This window comes from Mycobacterium sp. 1245111.1 (assembly GCF_001673405.1).
Lineage (GTDB): Bacteria > Actinomycetota > Actinomycetes > Mycobacteriales > Mycobacteriaceae > Mycobacterium.
The window spans coordinates 43579-65954 of the sequence record NZ_LZLV01000117.1; the positions used below are offsets into that span (position 1 = coordinate 43579).

Consider the following 22376-nt stretch of genomic DNA (forward strand, 5'->3'; position numbering starts at 1 on the left):
GCGACCGTCGTTGTGACGGCGTGTGATCAGGCTCACGTCCTCCCGCAGATGGCGTCGATGAGTAGATCGATCCGCGCATCGCGATAGTCGGGGCGCAACCGGCCGCCGCGGTCGAGGGTGATCAGCCCGTGCAGCGCGGCCCACACCACTTCGGCCAAGGTGTCGGGGTCGCGTTCGCCGGTGACCAGGTCGACCGCCGCGCGCAGCTCATCGAACGCCTTGTTCAGCTCGACGGGCGTGTCGTCGGCGGCGAACGGCAGGGTGGTCGCCCGGGTGAACATCGCATCGAACAGCGCGGGGTTGTCCCGGGCAAACCCGATGAACGCGTGGGCAACTCGAGTTAAGGCGTCGCGGCCGTCGGTGGCTTCGGAACGGGCCGCGGCCAGTGCGGCGCCGAGTTGGGCGAACCCCTGCACGGCCACCGACGCGACGATGCCCTCCATGCCGGCGAAGTGCTTGTAGAGCACCGGCTGGCTGTACTCGATTTCCGCGGACAACCGACGGGTGGTGACGGCGTCCCAGCCCTCTGCTTCGGCGATCTTGCGGGCGGTCGTGGTGATCAGCTGCCGGCGCGCTACACGCTCGCGCGCCCGGCGGTCCTCGATGGCCATGTGTGAAATGTTAGCGTCGATATCAATGCTAGCGCAGCTATTGACACGCTGAAGGCCAAGGGTTAGCGTCGCTAACACCTGGACGAAGAGGGGTGTGATGGTCGCCAAGTTGTTCGCCGTGATCGCGCTGCTGGGCACCGCGGTGGTCTACGGCACCGACGTGTTCTGCGCGATGGTGCAGCGGCCCGCGCTGGCCCGGGTCGACGACGCGGCCCTACTTGCGGTGATGGGCAATGTCCATCGCTATGGCGACCGGCGGATGCCGCTGCCGGGGGTCGTCGGGTTGGTGGGCGCCGTGATCAGCGCGGGACTCGCCGCGTCATCGGGCCGCTGGGTGCCGGCCGCCGCGGCGGGCATTGCGTTCGCGCTTCTGGTGGTGTGGCTGGTGATCTATCTGCGGGTGAGCGCGCCGATCAACCGTGAACTGACCGCCGCGGCCGATCAGGCCGCGCCTACGGTAGATGCCCGTGCGCTGCAACGAAACTGGGACGCGGTCATCTCAGCCAGGGCGGTTCTGCAGGGTCTGGCGGTCGCATTGTTGTCCGCGGCGCTGGCGATGTGAAAGGTCACGATAAATGGTCAATGTCCCTCGGCTCATCATGCGGGCCGCTCCGCTGTTCAATGCTCCCGTCGCGGCGCTCGCGGCATCTCCTCGCCTGGGGAAGTTGCTGCGCCGCAACGTCACGATGATCACCTATGTCGGACGCCGCTCGGGTCGGACGTTCAACATGCCGGTGGCGTTCCGGCGCGACGGTGACGAAGTCGCGATCGTCGCGAATATGCCTGACGCCAAGACGTGGTGGCGCAACTTCCTCGGCGAGGGTGCGCCAATGTCGTTGACGCTCGACGGAATTGAGCACTCCGGCCACGCCGTCGCTCACCGAGACGAGAACGGCCGGGTGACCGTCCGGGTCGACTTGACCGGCCCCCGGATCTGACGTCCGACTGCTAGTCGACCTGGTAGCGCGGAAAGACGCCGCTGGGTGCCGGCAGCACAGTGCCGGGCTCGAGCCGGTTTCCGATAGCAGCGAAGCCGCGCTGTTCCGGCGACTGGCCGAGCAGGTCCAACAGCTTGCCCGCCGAATCGGGCATCACAGGCTGAGCCAGCAGCGCGGCGATCCTTACCGCCTCGCACGTCGTGTAGAGCACGGTCGCGAAGCGCACCTGGTCGGCCTCGGACTCGCTCTTGCGCAACACCCACGGCTCCTGCGCGGAGAAGTATCGGTTCGCCGCGCCCAGCATCAGCCAGATCGTTTCCAGCGCCAGATGCATTGCCTGGTTGTCGAATTCGGCGCGCACCCGGTCGAGCAGGCCATCGGCGAGCGTCAGCAACTCGGTATCGTCGGCGCTGAATTCACCCGGTGTCGGGACGACGCCGTCGAGATTCTTGGCGATCATCGACAGCGACCGCTGGGCCAGGTTGCCGAGTTCGTTGGCCAGGTCGGAGTTGATCCGCGTGATGATCGCGTCTTCGCTGTAGCTGCCGTCCTGGCCGAACGGGACCTCGCGCAGCAGGAAGTAGCGCACCTGGTCGACGCCGAACGTGTCGATCAGGGTGTTCGGGTCGACGATGTTGCCCACCGACTTGCTCATCTTCTCACCCTTGTTCAGCAGGAAGCCGTGCGCGAAAACCTTTCGCGGCAACTCGATTCCGGCTGACATCAGGAAGGCGGGCCAGTAGACGGTGTGGAAACGGATGATGTCCTTGCCGATCATGTGCAGATCGGCCGGCCAATAGCGTTGGAACAGTTCGGATTCGGTGTCCGGGTAGCCGACACCGGTTAGGTAGTTGGTCAGCGCGTCCACCCAGACGTACATCACATGGTCGGGGTGGTCGGGTACCTTCACCCCCCAGTCGAACGACGTCCGCGAGATGGACAGGTCACGAAGACCGCCGGAGACGAAGCTGACCACCTCGTTGCGCCGCACCTCGGGTGCGATGAAATCCGGGTGAGAGTCGTAGTGCGCCAACAACTTATCGGCGTAGGCCGACAGCCGGAAAAAGTAGGTCTGCTCCTCGGTCCAGGTCACCGGGGTGCCGGTTTCGACCGCGATGCGGGTTCCGTCGACCTCTGCGGTCTCCGACTCGACGAAGAACCGCTCGTCGCGCACCGAATACCAGCCCGAGTAGCTGTCGAGGTAGATGTCACCGGCGTCTTGCATCCGTCGCCAGATGTCCTTGGAAGCCTCGTGATGGTCGGCGTCGGTGGTGCGGATGAACCGGTCGAAGGAGATGTTCAGCCTCTGCTGCAGCCGCTGGAACACATCGGAATTCCGCTTGGCCAGCTCGGCGGTCGGAATGCCTTCCGCGGCGGCGGTCTCGACCATCTTGAGGCCGTGCTCGTCGGTGCCCGTCAGGAAGCGGACGTCATAGCCGTCGAGCCGCTTGAACCGGGCGATCGCGTCGGTGGCGATGTACTCGTAGGCGTGCCCGACGTGCGGGTCGCCATTCGGGTACGTGATCGCGGTGGTGACGTAGTACGGCTTCATCAAGATGCACCCTATGGTGTGCGCGTGAGGTCCAAACGTCCGCCGCCGCCGGCTCCGCCCCGGCTGAGCCCGCTGATCGACGCGCACACCCATCTGGATGCGTGCGGCGCGCGCGACGCCGACGACGTGCACGCCATCGTCGACCGCGCGGACGCCGTCGGTGTGACGGCGGTGATCACGATCGCCGACGATTTGGCGTCGGCACGCTGGGCGACCCAGGCCGCCGACTGGGATTCCCGCGTCTACGCCGCGGTGGCACTGCATCCCACCCGCGCCGACGCGCTGACCGACGACGCGCGTGTCGAGATCGAACGCCTGGCGGCGCACCCGCGGGTGGTGGCTGTCGGCGAGACCGGAATGGACTTGTACTGGCCGGGGAAGCTCGACGGATGTGCTGACCCTGCGGTACAGCGGGAGGCCTTCGCCTGGCACATCGACCTGGCCAAGCGGGTCGGGAAACCGCTGATGATCCACAACCGGGACGCCGACGCCGCGGTGCTCGACGTGCTGCGGGCCGAGGGTGCCCCGCCGACCGTGATCTTCCATTGCTTCTCGTCGGGCCCGGAGTTGGCGCGCGCCTGTGCCGACGCCGGCTGGCTGGTCAGCCTGTCGGGGACGGTGAGTTTCACAAACGCCCGTGAGCTTCGCGACGCCGTCCCGCTGGTCCCCGCGGCGCAACTGCTGGTGGAAACCGACGCGCCGTTTCTGACCCCGCACCCGTACCGCGGCGCACCCAACGAGCCGTACTGCCTGCCCTATACCGTGCGGGCGCTGGCCGAGCTGCTCCAACGGCCCGCGGAAGCTTTGGCCGAGCTGACCACTGGCAACGCGCGACGGGCCTACCGGCTGCCGCAGGAGGGTTAATAGTCGGTTAATGTGGCCGGGGCCGAGTTGCCCCCGCCGGGGCTGTTCGTTACCTTCTTGTTATCGAAGGCGGGGGGCCCTGGTGGCCCCCTTTTGTTTGTGACTCACGTGGTTATTGAGGTCGGGGATACGCGCGCGTTGAATGTTATTACGAAACTCCATCAGGCTCCTTCTCCGGCTCTGCGCTTCCTTGTTGCGGGCCTTTTGCTGGTCCTGGCGTTCGCCGGAGCCGTCGCAGTTGCCGACTACAAGACAGTGACGCTGAGCGTCGATGGCAACGCGATGACCGTGGCGACGATGAAGTCGCGGGTGATCGACATCATCACGGAGAACGGGTTCAAGGTCAGCGATCGCGACGACCTGTACCCGGCCGCTGGTGAGAAAGTTCACAACGCCGCGAACATCGTGCTGCGCCGCAGTCGGCCGCTGCAGATCTCGCTCGACGGCCAGAACACCAAGCAGGTGTGGACGACGGCCTCCACGGTCGACGAGGCACTGGCTCAGCTGGCGATGTCCGACACCGCACCGGCGGCCGCCTCGCGTGGCAGCCGCGTCCCGCTGGCCGGCATGGCCTTGCCGGTCGTCAGCGCCAAGACCGTCGAACTCGACGACGCCGGCCAGGTACGCAACGTCCACTTGGCCGCGGCGCGGGTCGGCGACCTGCTGGCCGGCCTCGGGGTGCCGCTGGAGCAGGCCGACCAGGTCACGCCCGGCGCCGGCGCGCCGGTGATCGACGGCATGCACGTCCAGGTGATCCGCAACCGGATCGAGAAGATCACCGAGCGGGTTCCGCTGGATCCGCCGCGGCGCCGGATCGAAGACCCGCAGCTGAACATGAGCAAAGAGATCGTCGAAGACAAGGGCGTCGCCGGCACCCAGGACATGACCTACGCGGTGTCCAAGGTCAACGGCGTCGAGACCGGCCGTCTGCCGATCGCCAGCCACGTCGTCGCGCCTGCTCGTGAGGCGGTCGTACGGGTCGGTACCAAGCCGGGCACCGAGGTACCCAACGTCGGGAACGGTGAAATCTGGGATGCCATTTCGCGCTGCGAGGCCGGCGGAAACTGGGCGATCAACACCGGCAACGGCTACTACGGCGGTGTGCAGTTCGACCAGAACACCTGGGAACGCAACGGCGGGCTGCGGTTTGCCCCGCGCGCCGATCTGGCCAGCCGCGAAGAGCAGATCGCCGTGGCCGAAGTGACCCGCGCCCGTCAGGGCTGGGGAGCATGGCCGGTCTGCAGCGGACGAGCGGGTGCTCGCTGACCATCCAGTTACTTGGGCGAACCGAAATCCGGCGGTTAGCCAAAGAACTCGATATCCGGCCGCGTAAATCGTTGGGGCAGAACTTCGTTCACGACGCCAACACCGTGCGCCGAATCGTCACCGCCTCGGGCGTCAACCGCGACGACCATGTGCTCGAAGTCGGGCCCGGTCTCGGCTCACTTACCCTCGCGTTGCTCGACCGCGGCTGCACGGTCAGCGCCATCGAAATCGACCCGGTGCTGGCCGAACGGCTGCCCCAGACGGTGGCCGAGCGTTCGCACAGTGAGAGTCAACGGCTGACGGTGATCAACCGCGACGTGCTCTCTATCGGTCCCGACGATCTCGCCTCCCCGCCGACGGCGGTCGTGGCGAATCTGCCGTACAACGTCGCGGTCCCGGCAATTCTGCACCTACTCGCCGAATTCCCAACGCTGCGAACGGTAATGGTGATGGTGCAGGCCGAGGTCGCCGAGCGGCTCGCCGCCGAACCGGGCGGCAAGGAGTACGGCGTGCCCAGCGTCAAGGTCCGTTTCCACGGGCAGGTTCGTCGGCACGGGACGGTGTCGCCGACCGTCTTCTGGCCGATCCCCCGGGTCTACTCCGGACTGGTACGCATCGACCGCTACACCAACCCGTCGTGGCCGATCGATGCGAAATTCCGCCAGAACGTCTTCAGGCTCATCGACACCGCATTCGCGCAGCGGCGCAAGACATCTCGCAACGCCTTCGTCGAATGGGCGGGGTCGGGTAACGAATCGGCAAGCCGCCTGCTGGCCGCGAGTATCGACCCGGCCCGCCGCGGCGAGACACTGACCATCGACGAGTTCGTCCGGCTCTACCAGCGTTCGGGCGACGTTGGCGACGCACCGCCGCGAGGTCAGGCTCACCCACAAGCGTCCGCGAGCTGACCGGCGGGCGATAGTCTCGTCCGGTGCCGATGGACGGGAGCACAGCAGCCGAGTGGGTGCCCACTGGGGCGGTGACGGTTCGGACCCCCGGGAAGATCAACCTGTATCTGGCCGTCGGGGACCTGATGCCGACCGGCTATCACGAGCTGACGACGGTGTTTCACGCCGTTTCGCTGGTAGACGAGGTCACCGTTCGCGGCGCCGACGTGCTCTCGCTGGAGATCACCGGCGAAGGCGCCGGCCAGCTACCCCTCGACGAGCGCAATCTGGCCTGGCAGGCAGCCGAGCTGATGGCCGAGCACGTCGGTCGCGCACCGGACGTGGAGATCGTGATCGACAAGAGCATCCCGGTGGCCGGCGGAATGGGCGGCGGCAGCGCGGATGCGGCCGCGGTGCTCGTCGCGCTCAACTCGTTGTGGGAACTCGGGGTGCCCCGTCGCGATCTGCACACGCTGGCCGCCAAGCTCGGTAGCGACGTGCCGTTCGCCCTGCACGGCGGCACCGCGCTGGGCACCGGTCGCGGCGAGGAGCTGGCGACTGTGTTGGCCCGCAACACTTTCCATTGGGTGTTGGCGTTCGCCAAGGGTGGACTGTCCACTCCGAAGGTTTTTCGCGAGCTGGATCGGTTGCGTGAGGTGGGCGATCCGCCGCGCCTCGACGAGGCCGGTCCGGTGCTGGCTGCCCTGGCGGCCGGTGACCCGGAGCAATTGGCGCCGCTGCTGGGCAACGAGTTGCAAGCGGCCGCGGTGAGCCTGAGCGCGCCCCTGCGCCGGGTGCTGCGGGCCGGTGTGGAGGCCGGCGCGTTGGCTGGCCTCGTGTCGGGGTCGGGGCCCACGTGCGCGTTCCTGTGCCGGTCAGCGTCCTCGGCCGTCGATGTGGGCACCGAGCTGTCCGGCGCCGGCGTCTGTCGGACGGTGCGGGTCGCCAGCGGTCCCGTGCACGGCGCCCGGGTGGTGCCTACGCCGGCCTCCGGGGCCTGACGAAGCGCCGATTTCGTCACACAGTTTGGCAGTTACTTAAGGGGAGTTTAAGATTGTCGGCGGTGCTGATTTCTGGTCGAGCAACGAGCCTGGTTTCTTCGCCCGCCGTTCCCCTCGGCGGGCGTGCCGTCAGCGGCTTCGCGACGTTGCACGCGGTTATCGGTGCGCAAACGAATCGAGATCAAATCGCTGCCCAATTGTGGGCGCGCGGCTATCCCAAAGTGTGCTTGAGCAGGAGCAACATTAAGGGCTGGGCGATGGCGCCGGGACCGAGGAGGCAATCGTGAGCAGGTTTACCGACAACATGTTCCGCAACGCTCATGAGAGCTCGCGGGGCATGGTTACCGGCGAGCCCCACGAGCCGGTCCGGCACACCTGGCTCGAGGTGCACGAGCGCGCGCGGCGCATCGCCGGCGGACTGGCTGCCGCGGGCGTCGGGCACGGTGACGCCGTCGGCGTTCTGGCCGGATTCCCGGTGGAAATCGCGCCCACGGCGCAGGCGCTGTGGATGCGCGGCGCCAGCCTGACGATGCTGCACCAGCCGACGCCGCGCACCGACCTCGCCGTCTGGGCCGAGGACACCATGAACGTGATCGCGATGATCGAGGCCAGTGCGGTCATCGTGTCCGAGCCCTTCCTGGTCGCCATCCCGGTGCTCGAGGAAAAGGGCATCAAGGTGCTCAAGATCGGTGACCTGCTCGACGCCGAGCCGATCGACCCGGTCGAGACCGACGAAGACGACCTGGCGCTGATGCAGCTGACGTCCGGCTCGACCGGCTCGCCCAAGGCCGTCCAGATCACGCACCGCAACATCTACTCGAACGCCGAGGCCATGTTCATCGGCGCGCAGTACGACGTCGATAAGGACGTCATGGTCAGCTGGCTGCCCTGCTTCCACGACATGGGCATGGTCGGCTTCCTGACCATCCCGATGTACTTCGGCGCCGAGCTGGTCAAGGTCACCCCGATGGACTTCCTGCGCGACACGCTGCTGTGGGCCAAGCTCATCGACAAGTACAAGGGCACCATGACCGCGGCGCCCAACTTCGCCTACGCGCTGTTCGCCAAGCGGCTGCGCAAGCAGGCCGAGCCGGGCCAATACGACCTGTCGACGCTGCGGTTCGCGCTGTCGGGCGCCGAGCCCGTCGACCCCGCCGACGTCGAGGACCTGCTGGACGCCGGCAAGGCCTTCGGGCTGAAGCCGTCGGCGATCCTGCCCGCGTACGGCATGGCGGAGACGACGCTGGCGGTGTCGTTCTCGGAGTGCAACGCCGGCCTGGTGGTCGACGAGGTCGACGCCGATCTGCTGGCGGCGCTGCGCCGCGCGGTCCCGGCCACTAAAGGCAACACCCGGCGGCTGGCCTCGCTCGGTCCGCTGCTGAAGGACCTGGAGGCCCGCGTCGTCGACGAGAACGGCAACGTGATGCCCGCTCGCGGCGTCGGCGTCATCGAGTTGCGCGGCGAATGCGTGACACCCGGCTACATCACGATGGGCGGTTTCCTGCCCGCGCAGGATGAAAACGGGTGGTACGACACCGGTGACCTGGGCTACCTGATGGAGAACGGCCACGTCGTGGTCTGCGGCCGCGTCAAGGACGTCATCATCATGGCCGGCCGCAACATCTACCCCACCGACATCGAGCGCGCCGCGGGCCGCGTCGAGGGTGTGCGCGTCGGCTGCGCCGTCGCGGTCCGGCTGGACGCCGGGCACTCACGCGAAACCTTCGCGGTCGCTGTGGAATCCAACTCCTGGCAGGACCCGGTCGAGGTGCGACGCATCGAGCACCAGGTGGCCCACGAGGTCGTGGCCGAGGTCGACGTGCGGCCGCGCAACGTCGTGGTGCTCGGACCCGGCACCATCCCGAAGACGTCGTCGGGCAAGCTGCGCCGGGCGAACTCCGTCACGCTCGTTACCTAAGCCAACGGGGACAGCCCCGAGCGCACGAGTCCCAGCGTCGTGGCGGTGATTTCGCTCAAATCTTCACGGCAGCCGTTGCGGCCCCACCGTTCCACGCCGACAACCATTGCCGCCGCCAGCGAGGCGCCCGCGACGTCGGCGACCAGATCGATGTTCGGCACATCGGGGTAGCGCTGCTTGACGAAGTCGGTGATCACCGCGGCGAACGATGACTGCACCACTCGCAGGTGGCTGGCGACCTGTTCCCCGGTGATCAATTCGGCACGGGCGAGCGCCGCCTGCCGAACCAATTCGAGGTCGTGCGGGAAGTTTTCGATGCTGGCCCGTACGGCATCGAACAGCGACTCAGAGAGTGGACGCTGGGCGAGCGCGTCGGCCAGCCACTCCACCTGCGTGTCGTAATCCTGAAACAGCACCGCTTCCTTGCTGGGGAAGTGCCGAAAGAACGTGCGTTCGGTGACCCCGGCTTCCTGGGCGAGCTGTTCGACGGTGACGTTGCCGAAGCCGTCGCTGGCGAAACGTTTCAAGGCGGCCTGCCGTAGCGCCTCGCGCGTCTTGGTCCGTCGCAACGTGTGCAGGTTCGGCCGCTCACTCATAGCTGGCATCCCACCACACTTCCAATTACGTCAGTACTGACATATATTACCTCGCGGAGGGTCCTGACCTCGCATCTCGGATAAGGAGCATGGTGATGACGGACTATGACGCAATCGTGGTCGGCGCCGGGCACAACGGGTTGACCGCGGCGGCGGTTCTGCAGCGCGCCGGCATGCGGACGCTGTGCCTGGAGGCGAACACATACAGCGGCGGCATGGCGGCCACGGTCGAGTTGATCGACGGATTCCGTTACGAGATAGCCGGTTCCGTGCAGTTTCCGACCGCTCCCCAGATCACCAAAGAACTCGGGCTCGACACGTTGCCCACCGTGGACGCCGAGGTTCAGTCGGTCAATCTCGGCGACAACGGCGAAGAGCCGATGATCTTCTACCGCGACCCGATGCAGCTGATGACCCACCTCGCCGAGAAGCTCGGCGCCGAAGCCGTCACCGGCATGGCCGAGATGATCGGCTGGAGCCAGGGTCCGGCGAAGGCACTCGACCGCTTCGAGGTATGCACGCTGCCCAAGACCTTGGACGAGATGTACGCCTGCGCCGCAAACGAATACGAGCGCAGAGCCATCCACGAGGTCCTGTTCGGAACGGCGATGGACGCCATCGACCGCTTCCTGCCCGACAAGGACAAGCACGGGGTGCTGCGCGGGATGCTTGCCTTCCTCGCGATCAACTCCACCTACCGAGGGCCCTACACCCCGGGAAGCGCAACATGTTTGGCGTTCGCGCTCGCCGTCCCGAACGAGGGAGCGGCAATGATGACAAAGCTCGAAGGGGGAATCGGCGCACTCTGCCAGCACCTGCACGAGCTTTTCGTCTCGCATGGAGGCGAGATCAGATATCGCGCCAAGGTCGAGAAGATCCTCACCGACAACTCCTCTGTGACGGGCGTTCGTCTCAAGGATGGCTCGGAAATCACTGCCCCCGTGGTGATTTCCAACCTATCGCCCGACTTGACCTTGATCGACATGGTCGGGGCCGATCAGCTGCCCGCCGACCTGGTCACCCGGCTCAGCGGACGCGACCATCGGGCTTCGTTCGTGCAGATCCATTTCGCGCTCGACGGGCTGCCGGAGTTCGCGCCGCCCTATGACTTTCTCAACGAGCCCGGCATGCAAGGGTCGATCGGCATCTTCGGCTCACCCGAGGAACAGCAACGCCAATGGGAGGAATGTCGGCGCGGCATCATTCCCGACAACCCGTCGATGGGCATGCAGATCCCGTCGGTCCACGATCCCGCGATGGCGCCGCCGGGGAAGCACGCCGCGAGTGCCTTCGCCTACGCGTTCCCGGTCGAATCCAGCCGCGACCTACACGGTCAGCTCAAAAACGTGATGGCCGAGAAGGTGATCGACAAGATCACCCGTTTTGCTCCCAACTTCCGCGACATCCAGATACGGCACATCACGTTTGCGCCGTACCACATGCAGACGATGTTCGCCGCTCCCTCGGGCGACTTCTGCCATGGCTTGTTGCATCCAGACTTGATGGGGCCCAACCGGCCTGGGCCCAAGGGCTTCATCGACATGCCGATTCCGATCGACGGTCTTTACCTCGGCGGGGCGGGCTGCCATGGCGGACCGGGGATCACTTTTACGCCGGGCTACAACGCCGCGCATCAGGCGCTCGCGGACCTGTCGCGATGACATACGTGAGCGCCGAACCCTGGTATGCGGTTTTGTGTCTGCTCGCGGGCGTCAGGCCTTCGAGAGTTGGTGCGGGCAATAGAATTTCGCGGAGATCATCGCGAAATCGGATGCGTCTTCCATATTGAAGCCCGGGTTACGGGCTTTCACGTCGTGGATCAGTTCCAACGCGGATTCGCCGCTGTTCAAGCATCCGCAGACGGACTTTCCGGCGCCGACCGCTCCGTCCGGGTTGGGAAAGTGAATGCCGACTTGTCGCAGAGCCCCGAGGAAGCCGGCGTCGTCGCCGGCGATGTCGGGTGGATCGCTGTAGGCCGGCGCCGCCAGACCGATCGCGGCGAACACGCCCAGCGCGGCGATTGTCTTTTTCATGAGCAACCTCCTTTATCTAACGGTGTTCGGACGGGCTGACTTTCGCCTTGCCGCCCTTGGATAGATGAACGGCATGGACCCCGGGCACCTTGGCCAGCTGCTCCAGCAGACTGTCCAGCCCCTCTTGATCGACGTGGTGATGCTGCACGCTCTCCGGCTTCTCGGATATCTGTGCGACCATCCGCTTGAGCTGTTCGGGGGAGTGCTTGCCGGTGGAATCCTTCAGTTCTTTCAGCGGAGTGATCCGACCACGAACGCCGTTGGCGGACGCGACGGTTGGGGCCCCGGCGCCTACCGCGCTGCCGAGCATCCCGGCCATGGACATCGAGCTGAACAACCCGACCTCGCCGAGCGCCGCCGCCGGCACCGCCTGCGTCCCGGCGGCCGATAGCGCGGCGGCCGCGGTCCGGATCGCCGGGGTGGCTGCGGCCCAGGCCGGCGGGACGGACAACTTCCCGACCAGCGTGCCGGTGTCTCCCATACTTGCCGACACGGAACTGGTCAGCCATCCTCGGCCATACCACGGGCCGAGAAGCCCGCCGCCCAGGCCCGCTTTCGGTGGCAATCCGAAGCCGGGGGCCGGACTGAACTTGAGGAACTGCGAGACCGGGAAGTTGGTGAGCAGGCCGATGTCGTTGAACTGCGTCGCGAAACTCACTGGAGCTTTCACCGCCGAGAACATCGCCGAGTACGTCGACGCGCCGGCCGGGCCGAACAGGCCGTTCAGTAGGCCATTGAGAGTGCTGGTGTAGTCGGTGCTCAGATTGGCCAGCCATTGCAGCAGTGGTGAGCCGGTGTATGTCGTTGCGGCCGAGACTGTTTGAGCGCTCGATCCAGCCTGGGTGGCAGCGGCTTGGGCCAGCGCCGCCGACTGCGCTTCGGTACCTGCGGTGGTGGTGGTCTGCGGCGGTTCGGTGTACGGCGTCAGTTTGGTGGCGGCGGCCGAGGACGCCGCGTAGGTATCCATCGCGAGAGCGTCCTGCGCCCACATCTCGCCGTATTGGGCCTCGGTGACCGCGATCGCCGCGTTGTTCTGCCCGATGATGTTGGTCGCGGCGAGTTGGGCCAATTGGGCACGGTTGGCGGCGATTTCAGCCGGCGGCACGTGTGACGCGAACGCCGTTTCGTACGCGCTGGCGGCCGCGCTGGCCTGGCTGGCGGTCTCGGCCGCCTGCGTCGCGGTGGACTGCATCCAGGTCAGATACGGGGCGACCGCGGCCGCCATGCTCAGTGACGTCGGCCCCAACCACGGTCCGGCTGTCAGCGATGAGATCACCGACGAGTAGGAGGTCGCCGCCTGCTGCAACTCGTTGGCGAGTTCACCCCACGCGGCCGCGGCCGCCAACAATGGCTCCGATCCCGCGCCGGTGTACATCCGGCCCGAGTTGATTTCCGGTGGAAACGCTGCATAGAACATCTCGAAAACCCCTGCCCTGTCAGTCTTCGAACGCCGGGATCACGAAGATGGTGGCCGCCGCGGGGTCCGCCTCGGCGGTGACCACCCCGCCCAGTGGCGATGCGACCGGGGCGCTGCCGATCGAGCCGGTTGCGCTCGCGGCGACGGCGCGGCCGGCCAGGCTCGACAGCGCCATCTGGCCGAAGGCCTGTTCTTCGCCGCCCGCGAGCGCTGCCTCCGGGGCGCTTGCCAATTCGGTGGACAGCGCCTGTGCGACGTTGCGGATCTCCGGCGCCGCCTGCGTCCACCCCTGCGGTACCGACATGTTTCCGACCAGCATCGCGCGGCCCATCGACCCCGATACCGGCGCGGCCCCGTACCCGGCCGACGTCAGGTGCGGGCCCAGTTCGCTGGCCAGCGGCGCCAGCGCCCCGGTGATCGGTTTCGGGCCGGCCATGAACGCGGCGGCGGCCTGCCCGTTCTGCCCCCACGAGTACGCCTGGCCGAATGACAGGAACGGGCCGCCGGGAATCGACGTCCAGCCCTGCAGCGAATACGGACCGGTGAGCGCGGAGAAGATCGTGTTCCAGTTCGTCAGGTCCGTCTGCAGTCCGGGCGGCAGCGTCAGAGAGGCCAATTGGGGCAAAGAGAGTCCCGACAACAGGTTCGTCGATCCCGTCGTCGGTGATTGCACCAGCCCGTTGGCCAGGTTCTGCAACGCGGTCGGCAATGAGTTGATGAACTGCGTGATCTCCGTGCCGAGGTTCGACGCCCCGGACGTGCCGGCCTGGGCGGCAGCCGCCGACTGCTGCGCGGTGCCGGCCGGGTTGGTGGTCTGCGGTGGCTCGGTGAACGGCGTCAACACCGAGGCGCTCGCCGCGGAGCCGGCGTAACCGTACATCGCGGTCGCGTCCTGGGCCCACATCTCCATGTAGTGGGTCTCGGTGGCCGCGATAGCCGGGGTGTTCTGACCCAGGATGTTGGTGGCGACCAACATCGCCAGCAGCGCGCGATTGGCCTCGATCACCGGTGGGGGAACCGTTGCCGCGAACGCGGCCTCGTACGCCGCGATCGCGGCCTTGGCCTGGGCGGCGGTCTCCTCGGCTTGCGCCGCGGTGGTGTGCATCCAGTCGACGTAAGTGGCGGCGGCCGCCGCCATGGACTCCGACGACGGTCCCCGCCATGCGCCGCCGGTCAATCCCGAAATCTCCGACGTGTACGACGCCGCCGACGAACTCAACTCGGTGGCCAGGTGGTCCCAGGCCGTCGCGGCGGCCAGCATCGGCCCGGCCCCGGGCCCGGTATACATCCGCCCGGAGTTGATCTCGGGTGGCAGAAATGCGAAATCCATGATTGCTCACCTCCGGTGGCACGGCTGATCGCGAATATTCCCGGCAACGTTGCCGCGCATGACTTTTCGAATGTGAGCTCGTCAGTCGTATGTGAGCGATCGTGCTGTCGCCATGTTCGCAAGACGTTCCCCGGGTGTAACGCGCGGGAAAATTGGCATTCACCCCGCGTTGAACTGCGCTGTGAAGGAAACTGTTTGAAACAGCGGAAAATTCGACGTTGCGTCAATGTGTGCGTCGGCGGGGCGCACACGTTTCAGGCCGGATTATCGACCGGGAGAACATATTTCGCTCTCGCGATACAGCGGGGGTCCTGACCGGTGGGAGGAGAATTGAGCCGTCCGCACGGTACGCCGCGACCGCGGGTGAGTTCGGTGTAACCCGGGCTTTACGTCGAAGCGACGATTACCAGGCGTGCACCCGGTTCTGGGCCGGCTCGAGGCCGAGTTCGATCAGCAGCTCGGTGGCGTCGGCGGCCTGCTCGCAGATTGTCGACACCTCGGGGCGTTCGATGGCGTTGAAGTTCTCCAGGACGAAGGCCGCTGGGTCTTTGCGCCCGGGCGGTCGGCCGATTCCAATCCGGACTCGCTGAAAGTCCTTGGTGCCGAGCGCGTTTGCCACCGAGCGCAGACCGTTGTGACCGCCCTCGCCGCCGCCGAGTTTCAGCCGGATCTGACCGAAGTCGATGTCGAGTTCGTCGTGGATGATCACGACGTCAGCGGCCGACACCGAGTAGAACTTCGCGAGCGGGCCTACCTGGCGGCCGGACTCGTTCATGTAGCAGCGCGGCTTGGCCAACACGATCGAATGACCGCCGAGTCTGCCGGTGGCGACCTCCGCGCCGGAACGCTTGTGCACCTTGAAGTTCGAGCCCAGCCGAGCGGCGAGCCGGTCGGCAACCATGAACCCCAGATTGTGCCGCGTCTGGGCATAGTTCGGTCCGGGGTTGCCCAGACCCACCACCAATTGTGGGCCGGCCACAGCTTATTCGGATTCGGACTCGGCTTCGGACGCCTCGCCCTCGCCCGCGCCCTCGGTGGCCTCGGCGGCGGGCTCCTCGCCCTCGGCTGCCTCGCCGGCGCCTTCGCTCTCCAGGTCCGCCTCGGTCGGCGCGACCACCACGTTGACGACCAGGCTCTCCGGGTCGGCGATCAGGTTCACGCCGGCCGGCAGCTCGATCTGACCCGCGGTGAACTGAGTGCCGGGCTCGGCACCCTCCACCGACACGGTCAGCGACTGCGGAATCGACAGCGCGTCGGCCTCGATCAGGATCGTGTTGGTCTCCTGGGTGACCAGCGTGCCGGGGACTGCGTCGCCGACGACCTCGACGTTGACCTCGACGGTCACCTTCTCGCCGCGGCGAACGACCAGTAGGTCCGCGTGCGTGATCGAGCGCCGGATCGGGTGGATGTCGAGCGCCTTGGTCAGTGCCAGCTGCTCCTTGCCCTCGATGTCGAGGGTGAGCACCGCGTTGGTGCCGGAGTGACGCAGCACCGCGGCGAAGTCGTGGCCGGGCAGCGCCAGGTGCTGCGGCTCTGCGCCGTGGCCGTAGAGCACGGCCGGGATCCAGCCGTCGCGGCGCGCCCGGCGGGACGCGCCCTTGCCGGTCTCGGTCCGCACGTGGACGGCAAGTTTGTTGGCAGATCGGGCCATGATGTCGCTCCTGTGTGTGAGATACCGGGGCACGGCCAGGAGTCGCGACTGTGAGTCGGTCCCCGTCGATAACGGCGGCTCTGAAGAGCCACCCTCGCCGTGACGCCTGGTCAGGCTAGCGCATCAGCGGCTCAGAGCGGAAATTTGGTGGCGGTCAGCCGTTCGGACAGCTCCCACAGCGCCGCGGCCGTCGCGTCGCGTTTGGCCAGCGGGCTGCGGCCCACCGGCTTGCTGCGCCCGATCATGCCGAACGCCGGGCCGATGAAGCTGTTACCTGGGACATCTTGGGAAATGGCGTAGAGCGTCTGGCGGGCGCCGAAGTCCGCGTCGCTGGCCAACCGGTTGCCGAAGGCCATCAGCGCGTCGCCGAGCTTGTGGCCGGAATGGCCCTGCAGGTTGGTGCGGGAGTAGCCGGGGTGGGCGGCCACCGCCCGCACCTTCGAGCCCGCGGCCTGCAGCCGGCGTTGCAACTCGCTGGTGAACAGCAGGTTGGCGAGTTTGGACTGCCCGTAGGCCAGCCACGCCGAGTACGGCCGCGACGTCCAGTTCAGATCGCGCAGGCTGATGTAGCCCATGTAATGCATCATCGACGACACGGTGACCACGCGGTCGGTGACCTTGGGCAGCAGCAGGTTGGTCAGCGCGAAGTGGCCCAGGTGGTTGGTGCCGATCTGGCTTTCGAAGCCATCGGCGGTCACGGCGTGCGGCACGGCCATGATGCCGGCGTTGTTGACCAGTACATCGATGTCGCCGTCGACGCCGTCGGCGAATTGCCGCACCGACGCCAGATCCTGCAGGTCGAGCCGGCGCACTTCGACATCCCCGGTCATGTCCCGGGCGGCGGTTTCGCCCTTGCCGGTATTGCGCACGGCCAGGATCACTTGCGCGCCGACCCGGGTCAGCTCGCGGGCCGTCACCTCGCCCAGTCCACTGTTGGCCCCCGTGACGATGACGGTGCGGCCGGCGAACGAGGGCAGGTCTGCGGCGGTCCACGACGTCATGGAAAACACAGTAGTGCGGCAGGAGTTACTTGGCGGTGACGGTGAAGCCGCGGATGATCGTCTCGATGTCGGCCGCGTCTTCGACCGCCTTGTCGGCCAGGCTGGTGACCGCGAGCTGGATCAGGTATTTGTCCGGGTCTTCGCCGCGGCCGTGCGCGATCACGATCCGGTTGATGGTGTGCAGCCGTTGGTCGCCGAGGTTGTAGCTGCCCTCGATCATCGACGACGGGAAGCCGTGGAAGTCGGCGTTGGACGACTCGAGCTGTTTGAAGTTCTGCGCGAGCCGGGCGTCGTCGTTGCCGTGCTTGACCAACTCTTTCGCGTCGAATTCCCCGCCCAGTTTGAAGACGATCAGCATGGCGTTGGGAAAGCTGTCGGCCTTGGCGATCAATTCCGTGGTCTGCGGGATGTTCACCCGGTTGACCTTCTGCCAGCCCGCGGGGATCGGCAGCGAAATCGTCAGCTCGGCCACCTGATCGGGCGCGACCGGCGAACCGGACACCCCGTTGCTTTCCAGGTACTGCGAAAACGGCACCGGCTTCTCGGTGGGCGCGGCGCTGGTGGTCGTCGGCGTGGTCGACCAGATCGACTGGTAGTCAGGGCTTTTCGGCCCGCACCCGACGGCCGACACGGTCAGGGCGGCCAGCGTCGCGGCGACTCGCACCAACGGCCTCACAGGATCTCGCGGACCGCGTCGACCGGACGAGCCAGCCGCGTACCTTTCGGTGTGACGACAAACGGTCGCTCGATCAAGATGGGGTGTTCGGCCATCGCGTCGAGCAGTTGATCGTCGCTCGCATCGGCCAGATCGAGCTCGGCATACAGTGACTCGCGCTTGCGTACCGCGGCCCGCACGTCGATGCCGGCGGCGCGGATCATCTTCACCAGCTCGGTGCGTGACGGCGGGGTCTTCAAGTACTCGACCACGTCGGGCTCGATACCGTTGTCCCGCAACAACTCCAGGGTCTTGCGTGACGTGCTGCACCGGGGGTTGTGGTAGATGACGGCGCCAGCCATCTAGGCGTCTCCGTCGAAAAGCCCTGTGACCGAACCGTTTTCGAATACCGCACGAATCGTGCTGGCCAGCAGCGGGGCGATGGACAATACGGTCAGTTGCGGGAACCGCTTCTCCTCGCCGATCGGCAGCGTGTTGGTCACGATGATTTCGCGGGCGCCGCACGCCGCCAACCGCTCGGCGGCAGGGTCGGACAGCACGCCGTGCGTGGCCGCGATGATCACGTCCTTGGCGCCGTCGTCGTGCAGCAGCTTCACCGCACCCGCGATGGTGCCACCGGTGTCGATCATGTCGTCGATCAGCACGCAGGTCTTGCCCTGCACCTCGCCGACCACGCGGTTGGAGACCACCTGGTTGGGCACCCGCGGGTCGCGGGTCTTGTGGATGAACGCCAGCGGCACGCCACCCAGTGCGTCCGCCCATTTCTCGGCGATGCGCACCCGGCCCGAGTCGGGGGAGACCACGACCATGTTGCCGTCCGGGTAGTTGTCTCCGATGTAGCCGGTGAGCAGGTTCTGTCCGCGCATGTGGTCGACGGGACCGTCGAAGAAGCCCTGGATTTGATCGGTGTGCAGGTCCACGGTCACAATCCGGTCGGCGCCGGCGGTCTTGAGCAGATCGGCCACCAGCCGGGCCGAAATCGGTTCGCGCCCACGGTGTTTCTTGTCCTGACGGGCATACGGATAGAACGGCAGGACCGCGGTGATCCGCTTGGCGCTGCCTCGCTTGAGGGCATCGATCATGATCAGCGATTCCATCAGCCAGTCGTTCACCGGCGCCGGTGCCGACTGCAGGACGAACGCGTCGCAGCCGCGTACCGACTCGTTGAAGCGGACGAAGATCTCGCCGTTGGCGAACTCGCGGGCCGTCTGCGCGGTGACGTGGGTGTCCAGCTCCTTGGCCACCTGTTCGGCCAGCTCAGGATGCGCGCGGCCGGAGAACAGCATCAGGTTCTTGCGGTTGTCGGTCCAGTCGTAGCTCACGTGCCGCCCTTACTGCGTCAGGATTACTGCCATACGAATACTAGGTGGTCTCTGTCGGCGTCGACGTTGACTTGTCGTCGCCGCGGCCTGCCCGCCTGGCGGCCTGCGCGGCGGCGCTGCCCGGCCGCTTGCGCTCGACCCAGCCTTCGATGTTGCGTTGCTGACCGCCCGAGACTGCCAGTGCGCCGGGTGGCACATCCTCGCGCACCACCGTGCCGGCTCCGGTGTAGGCGCCGTCGCCGACGGTGACCGGTGCCACGAACATGGTGTCGGAGCCGGTGCGGACGTGCGAGCCGACCGTCGTGCGCTGCTTGGATGTGCCGTCGTAGTTGACGAAGACACTGGAAGCGCCGATGTTGCTGTGCTCGCCGATGTCGGCGTCCCCGACGTAGGTCAGGTGCGGCACCTTGGTTCCGGTGCCGATCGTGGAGTTCTTGGTCTCGACGAAGGCGCCCAACTTGCCGTCGGCGCCCAGCGCCGTGCCAGGCCTCAGGTAGGTGAACGGGCCGACGACGGCGCCGTCACCGATCGTGGCCTCGGTTCCGTGGGTGCGTACCACCGATGCGCCGTCGCCGACGGTGACGTCTGTCAGCGTGGTGTCCGGCCCGATGGTGCAGCGTCCGCCCACGCGGGTGCCGCCCAGCAGCTGGGTGCCGGGCTGGATGACGGTGTCGCGGCCGATGCTCACGTCGACGTCGATCCAGGTCGTCGCCGGGTCGATGACGGTCACGCCGGCCAGTTGATGGGCCGACACGATGCGACGGTTGAGTTCGCCGGCCAGATCGGCCAGCTGCACCCGGTTGTTGACGCCGGCAACCAGCGAGCTGTCGTCGACGTGGCGGGCCTGCACCACCTGGCCGTCCTGACGGACGATCGCAATGACGTCGGTCAGGTACAGCTCGTGTTGCGCGTTGTCGGCCGACAGCCGGCTCAGCGCCGAGCGCAGCGCGTCGATGTCGAAGGCGTACACGCCGGCGTTGACCTCGCGAATCTCGAGTTGGGAAGCCGTGGCGTCGGCCTGCTCGACGATCGCGATCACCTCGTTGTCCTGCGTTCGCAGGGTGCGGCCGTAACCGGTCGGGTCCTCCAGCGTGGTGGTCAGCACGGTGGCGGCCGCGCCCCGGGCATTGTGCGCGGCGACCAGGTCGGCCAGGGTGTCGGCGTCGAGGAGCGGGACGTCGCCAGAGGTGACGACGACCACGCCGTGGAAGTCCTCGGGCAGCGCGGTCAGGCCGCACAGCACCGCGTGTCCCGTGCCGAGCTGCTGGTCCTGCGTCGCGGTGTCGATCGGTCGGCCCAGGGTATGGGCCAGTTCGCCGACGGATTGCTCGATGCGCTGGTGATCGCGGCCCAGCACCACCACCAGGTGCTGTGGCGCCATCTTGGCGATCGCATGCAGCACATGCGCCAGCATGCTGCGGCCGGCCAGCGTGTGCAGCACCTTCGGGATGTCTGATCGCATCCGGGTGCCGGCCCCCGCTGCGAGGACGATGACCGCTGACTCGCCGTGCGTGGTGGTCCCGGCCATCCAACCCTCCCTCGCGGTGTGCCGCTGTCCGTTCAGCGTGTCATTATCCGCACGCCTTCGGCAAAACAGACCATCAACGCTGGAAACTAATCGTGCCGGACGTGACGCAGCGCCTCGCGGGCAAGAAACTCCGAGTAGTACCCGATCGACGTCTCGGTGACGACGGCGGGGAACAACAGCTCCCACATCTGCGTCAGGCGCCGGATCAGATCGTTGGTGTGGGTCGCCTGATCCAGCATCCGGGCGCCCATCGTGGCGCCGATAATCGACTCACTGACTATCCGAGGGTCGAGTTCTGGGCGGATGTCGCCTTCGGCGATCGCACGCTTCGCGTCGGCCGCCATTGCGTCGATCCAGGCGATGTAGGGCGCGCTGGGGCTGGTGTCGAACTTGCCAAACGCAACCGTCAACCGCTCGGCGGTGCGCACAACCTTGTCAGACGCGAACACCCTAGCGATGACGAACGTGCCGTGCACGATGTTCTCCATGGCCGGAGCGAAGGAGGCCGACATCGCGCTCAATTCGGCGAACACCAAGTTCGCGCCCTCGTCGATGATGGCCGCGGCGAGTGATTCCATCGAGTCGAAGTGATGGTAGAAGGCGCCCTTGGTCATCCCGGTCCGCTCGATGATCGTGCTCCGATCGGCAGCGCCGAAGCCAACCTCGGTGAACACTTCGACGGCGGCGTCGAGGATCTTTCGCCGTGTCGCTTCTGATCGAACTTGGCGGGCCATCGGCCGGTTACCTCCAGAGTCTTAAGTTTGCGCGCGCGATTGCAAATCATCTACGCCACAGCACTTTTCGAATGCCGACCGCAATCCTGCGGTCAAGTGGAACCCGCGATCGCCGATACCGAGCTGAGCACGATACCGGTGCGTCGCTTGGCGAATTGCCGGAAGTATTCGATTCGCTCGGGCCGCACGAAGCCGGGCAGCACGAGCACCCACGTCTTCTCGATGTCGCCGAGGAATTGCTGAGGATGGTCGAGCTCGCTGGTCTGGCGCAGCCCCATATAGAGGGATACCAGCAGGAGCGCCACGTGGTGCGGATCGCAGTCTTCGAAGACGTCTCCCTCTGCGACAGCCTGTCGGACAGCGAGTGCGAGGTTGTCGGCCCAGGACTCCAGCAAGTCCGTCCCCAGGTCGCCCGTCCGGCCCATCGACTCAACCAGATGCAAAGCTGCACGGCATCTTTCATCGCTGAGGTCGTGGACCGCCAGTTGGTAGGAGAATTCGATCAGCGTCTCGAGGCCGGACAACTTTCGCGCCAGCAGCTCGGCGGCCACTTCGGCTGCCAGTGCGTTCTGTTCTTCGATAACCGCGAGCGCCAAGTCCAGCTTGGCGCGGAAGTGGAAATACATTGCGCCCTTGGTCAATTCGGCATCGGCAAGCAGACGGTCGATGCCGACCTGATGGAAGGGCAACCGGGCAAAGCTGTGGGCGGCCGCGCGCAGAATCTGCTGGCGCGTGGATATCGCCCGTCGATCAGTCGTCTCGGTCATGGGAGCCACCTAGTCGCGCCTCTCCGTTGGGGACACGCGACCGGCCCCACGGTCTCAAAGGCGTTGTCGGACGGTTTTGTCATGGCCCCATTTATCGAGGCGATGAGGAGAGCTTAGTTGAACTATGTCTAACACCGACGATCGACGCGAGGTGAGCGCCTCGCGCCGTACTTATGTCAACCGGTATGAACTGCGGATAATCTAACAGCCGAAGGCTAATTAAGCGGTTAAATGCAACCTACTGGTCTCTAGAGGCTTCGATAACATCCCGGAGGCACGTTTCT

Annotated in this window: 23 protein-coding genes; 8 read left to right on the plus strand and 15 right to left on the minus strand. The window is 66.4% G+C overall.

Annotated elements, in window-relative coordinates; genetic code table 11:
- Positions 1-32: 32 nt before the first annotated feature.
- Positions 33-611 (minus strand): TetR/AcrR family transcriptional regulator, encoded by a 579-nt coding sequence (locus A5658_RS19145; RefSeq protein ID WP_067338897.1) that lies wholly within the window; start codon positions 609-611, stop codon positions 33-35.
- A 97-nt stretch (positions 612-708) separates the two neighbouring features.
- Here A5658_RS19145 and A5658_RS19150 point away from each other — a divergent pair, with 97 nt between their 5' ends.
- Complete coding sequence (locus tag A5658_RS19150; protein ID WP_067338899.1) at positions 709-1173, plus strand: DUF1772 domain-containing protein; 465 nt, start codon at positions 709-711, stop codon at positions 1171-1173.
- A gap of 13 nt (positions 1174-1186) precedes the next feature.
- Positions 1187-1549 carry a nitroreductase/quinone reductase family protein gene (locus tag A5658_RS19155; protein ID WP_067338901.1) on the plus strand — a complete coding sequence of 121 codons (363 nt, stop codon included), beginning with the start codon at positions 1187-1189 and terminating at the stop codon, positions 1547-1549.
- Between the two features lie 10 nt (positions 1550-1559).
- On the opposite strand, the gene metG is transcribed toward A5658_RS19155, so the two are convergent.
- Entirely contained in the window at positions 1560-3101 is a 1542-nt protein-coding gene (gene metG, locus A5658_RS19160) for a methionine--tRNA ligase (protein WP_067338904.1), read from the minus strand.
- Positions 3102-3119: 18 nt separating this feature from the next.
- On the opposite strand from metG, the gene A5658_RS19165 reads away from it, so the two are divergent.
- The 5 genes from A5658_RS19165 to A5658_RS19185 all read left to right on the plus strand — a co-directional run bounded on the left by A5658_RS19165 (position 3120) and on the right by A5658_RS19185 (position 9037).
- Complete coding sequence (locus tag A5658_RS19165) at positions 3120-3965, plus strand: TatD family hydrolase (RefSeq protein ID WP_067338906.1); 846 nt, start codon at positions 3120-3122, stop codon at positions 3963-3965.
- A 138-nt stretch (positions 3966-4103) separates the two neighbouring features.
- Positions 4104-5231, plus strand: a complete 1128-nt coding sequence (locus A5658_RS19170; RefSeq protein WP_067339002.1) for a resuscitation-promoting factor — start codon at positions 4104-4106, stop codon at positions 5229-5231.
- On the plus strand, positions 5195-6139 hold the full coding sequence (gene rsmA / locus A5658_RS19175) for a 16S rRNA (adenine(1518)-N(6)/adenine(1519)-N(6))-dimethyltransferase RsmA (RefSeq protein WP_067338909.1): 945 nt from the start codon (positions 5195-5197) through the stop codon (positions 6137-6139). The genes A5658_RS19170 and rsmA overlap by 37 nt, the downstream gene beginning before the upstream one ends.
- 29 nt (positions 6140-6168) lie before the next feature.
- Positions 6169-7119 (plus strand): 4-(cytidine 5'-diphospho)-2-C-methyl-D-erythritol kinase, encoded by a 951-nt coding sequence (locus tag A5658_RS19180; RefSeq protein ID WP_067338912.1) that lies wholly within the window; start codon positions 6169-6171, stop codon positions 7117-7119.
- 283 nt (positions 7120-7402) lie between these two features.
- A complete protein-coding gene (locus A5658_RS19185; protein WP_067338914.1) occupies positions 7403-9037 on the plus strand; it encodes a fatty acyl-AMP ligase in 1635 nt (544 codons plus the stop codon).
- Here A5658_RS19185 and A5658_RS19190 read toward each other — a convergent pair.
- Positions 9034-9633, minus strand: a complete 600-nt coding sequence (locus tag A5658_RS19190) for a TetR/AcrR family transcriptional regulator (protein ID WP_067338917.1) — start codon at positions 9631-9633, stop codon at positions 9034-9036. The two genes, A5658_RS19185 and A5658_RS19190, sit on opposite strands and share 4 nt — an antisense overlap.
- Positions 9634-9728: 95 nt before the next feature.
- On the opposite strand from A5658_RS19190, the gene A5658_RS19195 reads away from it, so the two are divergent.
- Positions 9729-11294 (plus strand): NAD(P)/FAD-dependent oxidoreductase, encoded by a 1566-nt coding sequence (locus tag A5658_RS19195; protein ID WP_067339004.1) that lies wholly within the window; start codon positions 9729-9731, stop codon positions 11292-11294.
- A gap of 51 nt (positions 11295-11345) precedes the next feature.
- On the opposite strand, the gene A5658_RS19200 is transcribed toward A5658_RS19195, so the two are convergent.
- From A5658_RS19200 to A5658_RS19255, 12 genes are all read right to left on the minus strand, one after another.
- Positions 11346-11666: a DUF732 domain-containing protein gene (locus tag A5658_RS19200; protein WP_067338919.1), complete on the minus strand. Its 321-nt coding sequence runs from the start codon at positions 11664-11666 to the stop codon at positions 11346-11348.
- A gap of 16 nt (positions 11667-11682) precedes the next feature.
- Positions 11683-13083 (minus strand): PPE family protein, encoded by a 1401-nt coding sequence (locus tag A5658_RS19205; protein WP_067338922.1) that lies wholly within the window; start codon positions 13081-13083, stop codon positions 11683-11685.
- 19 nt (positions 13084-13102) lie between these two features.
- A complete protein-coding gene (locus A5658_RS19210; protein WP_156751549.1) occupies positions 13103-14413 on the minus strand; it encodes a PPE family protein in 1311 nt (436 codons plus the stop codon).
- Between the two features lie 403 nt (positions 14414-14816).
- Positions 14817-15392 (minus strand): aminoacyl-tRNA hydrolase, encoded by a 576-nt coding sequence (gene pth, locus A5658_RS19215; protein ID WP_067338927.1) that lies wholly within the window; start codon positions 15390-15392, stop codon positions 14817-14819.
- Positions 15393-15395: 3 nt separating this feature from the next.
- A complete protein-coding gene (locus A5658_RS19220) occupies positions 15396-16064 on the minus strand; it encodes a 50S ribosomal protein L25/general stress protein Ctc (protein WP_067338929.1) in 669 nt (222 codons plus the stop codon).
- A gap of 131 nt (positions 16065-16195) precedes the next feature.
- Positions 16196-17065 carry an oxidoreductase gene (locus A5658_RS19225; RefSeq protein WP_067338931.1) on the minus strand — a complete coding sequence of 290 codons (870 nt, stop codon included), beginning with the start codon at positions 17063-17065 and terminating at the stop codon, positions 16196-16198.
- A 25-nt stretch (positions 17066-17090) separates the two neighbouring features.
- Positions 17091-17741, minus strand: a complete 651-nt coding sequence (locus A5658_RS19230; protein WP_067338933.1) for an LpqN/LpqT family lipoprotein — start codon at positions 17739-17741, stop codon at positions 17091-17093.
- Complete coding sequence (gene arsC, locus A5658_RS19235) at positions 17738-18082, minus strand: arsenate reductase (glutaredoxin) (protein WP_067338935.1); 345 nt, start codon at positions 18080-18082, stop codon at positions 17738-17740. The genes A5658_RS19230 and arsC overlap by 4 nt, the downstream gene beginning before the upstream one ends.
- Positions 18083-19063 (minus strand): ribose-phosphate diphosphokinase, encoded by a 981-nt coding sequence (locus A5658_RS19240; RefSeq protein ID WP_067338937.1) that lies wholly within the window; start codon positions 19061-19063, stop codon positions 18083-18085.
- 40 nt (positions 19064-19103) lie between these two features.
- Positions 19104-20591: a bifunctional UDP-N-acetylglucosamine diphosphorylase/glucosamine-1-phosphate N-acetyltransferase GlmU gene (glmU, locus tag A5658_RS19245; RefSeq protein ID WP_067338939.1), complete on the minus strand. Its 1488-nt coding sequence runs from the start codon at positions 20589-20591 to the stop codon at positions 19104-19106.
- A gap of 86 nt (positions 20592-20677) precedes the next feature.
- Positions 20678-21325 carry a TetR/AcrR family transcriptional regulator gene (locus tag A5658_RS19250; protein ID WP_067338941.1) on the minus strand — a complete coding sequence of 216 codons (648 nt, stop codon included), beginning with the start codon at positions 21323-21325 and terminating at the stop codon, positions 20678-20680.
- 92 nt (positions 21326-21417) lie between these two features.
- Entirely contained in the window at positions 21418-22092 is a 675-nt protein-coding gene (locus tag A5658_RS19255) for a TetR/AcrR family transcriptional regulator (RefSeq protein ID WP_067338943.1), read from the minus strand.
- Positions 22093-22376: the final 284 nt, after the last annotated feature.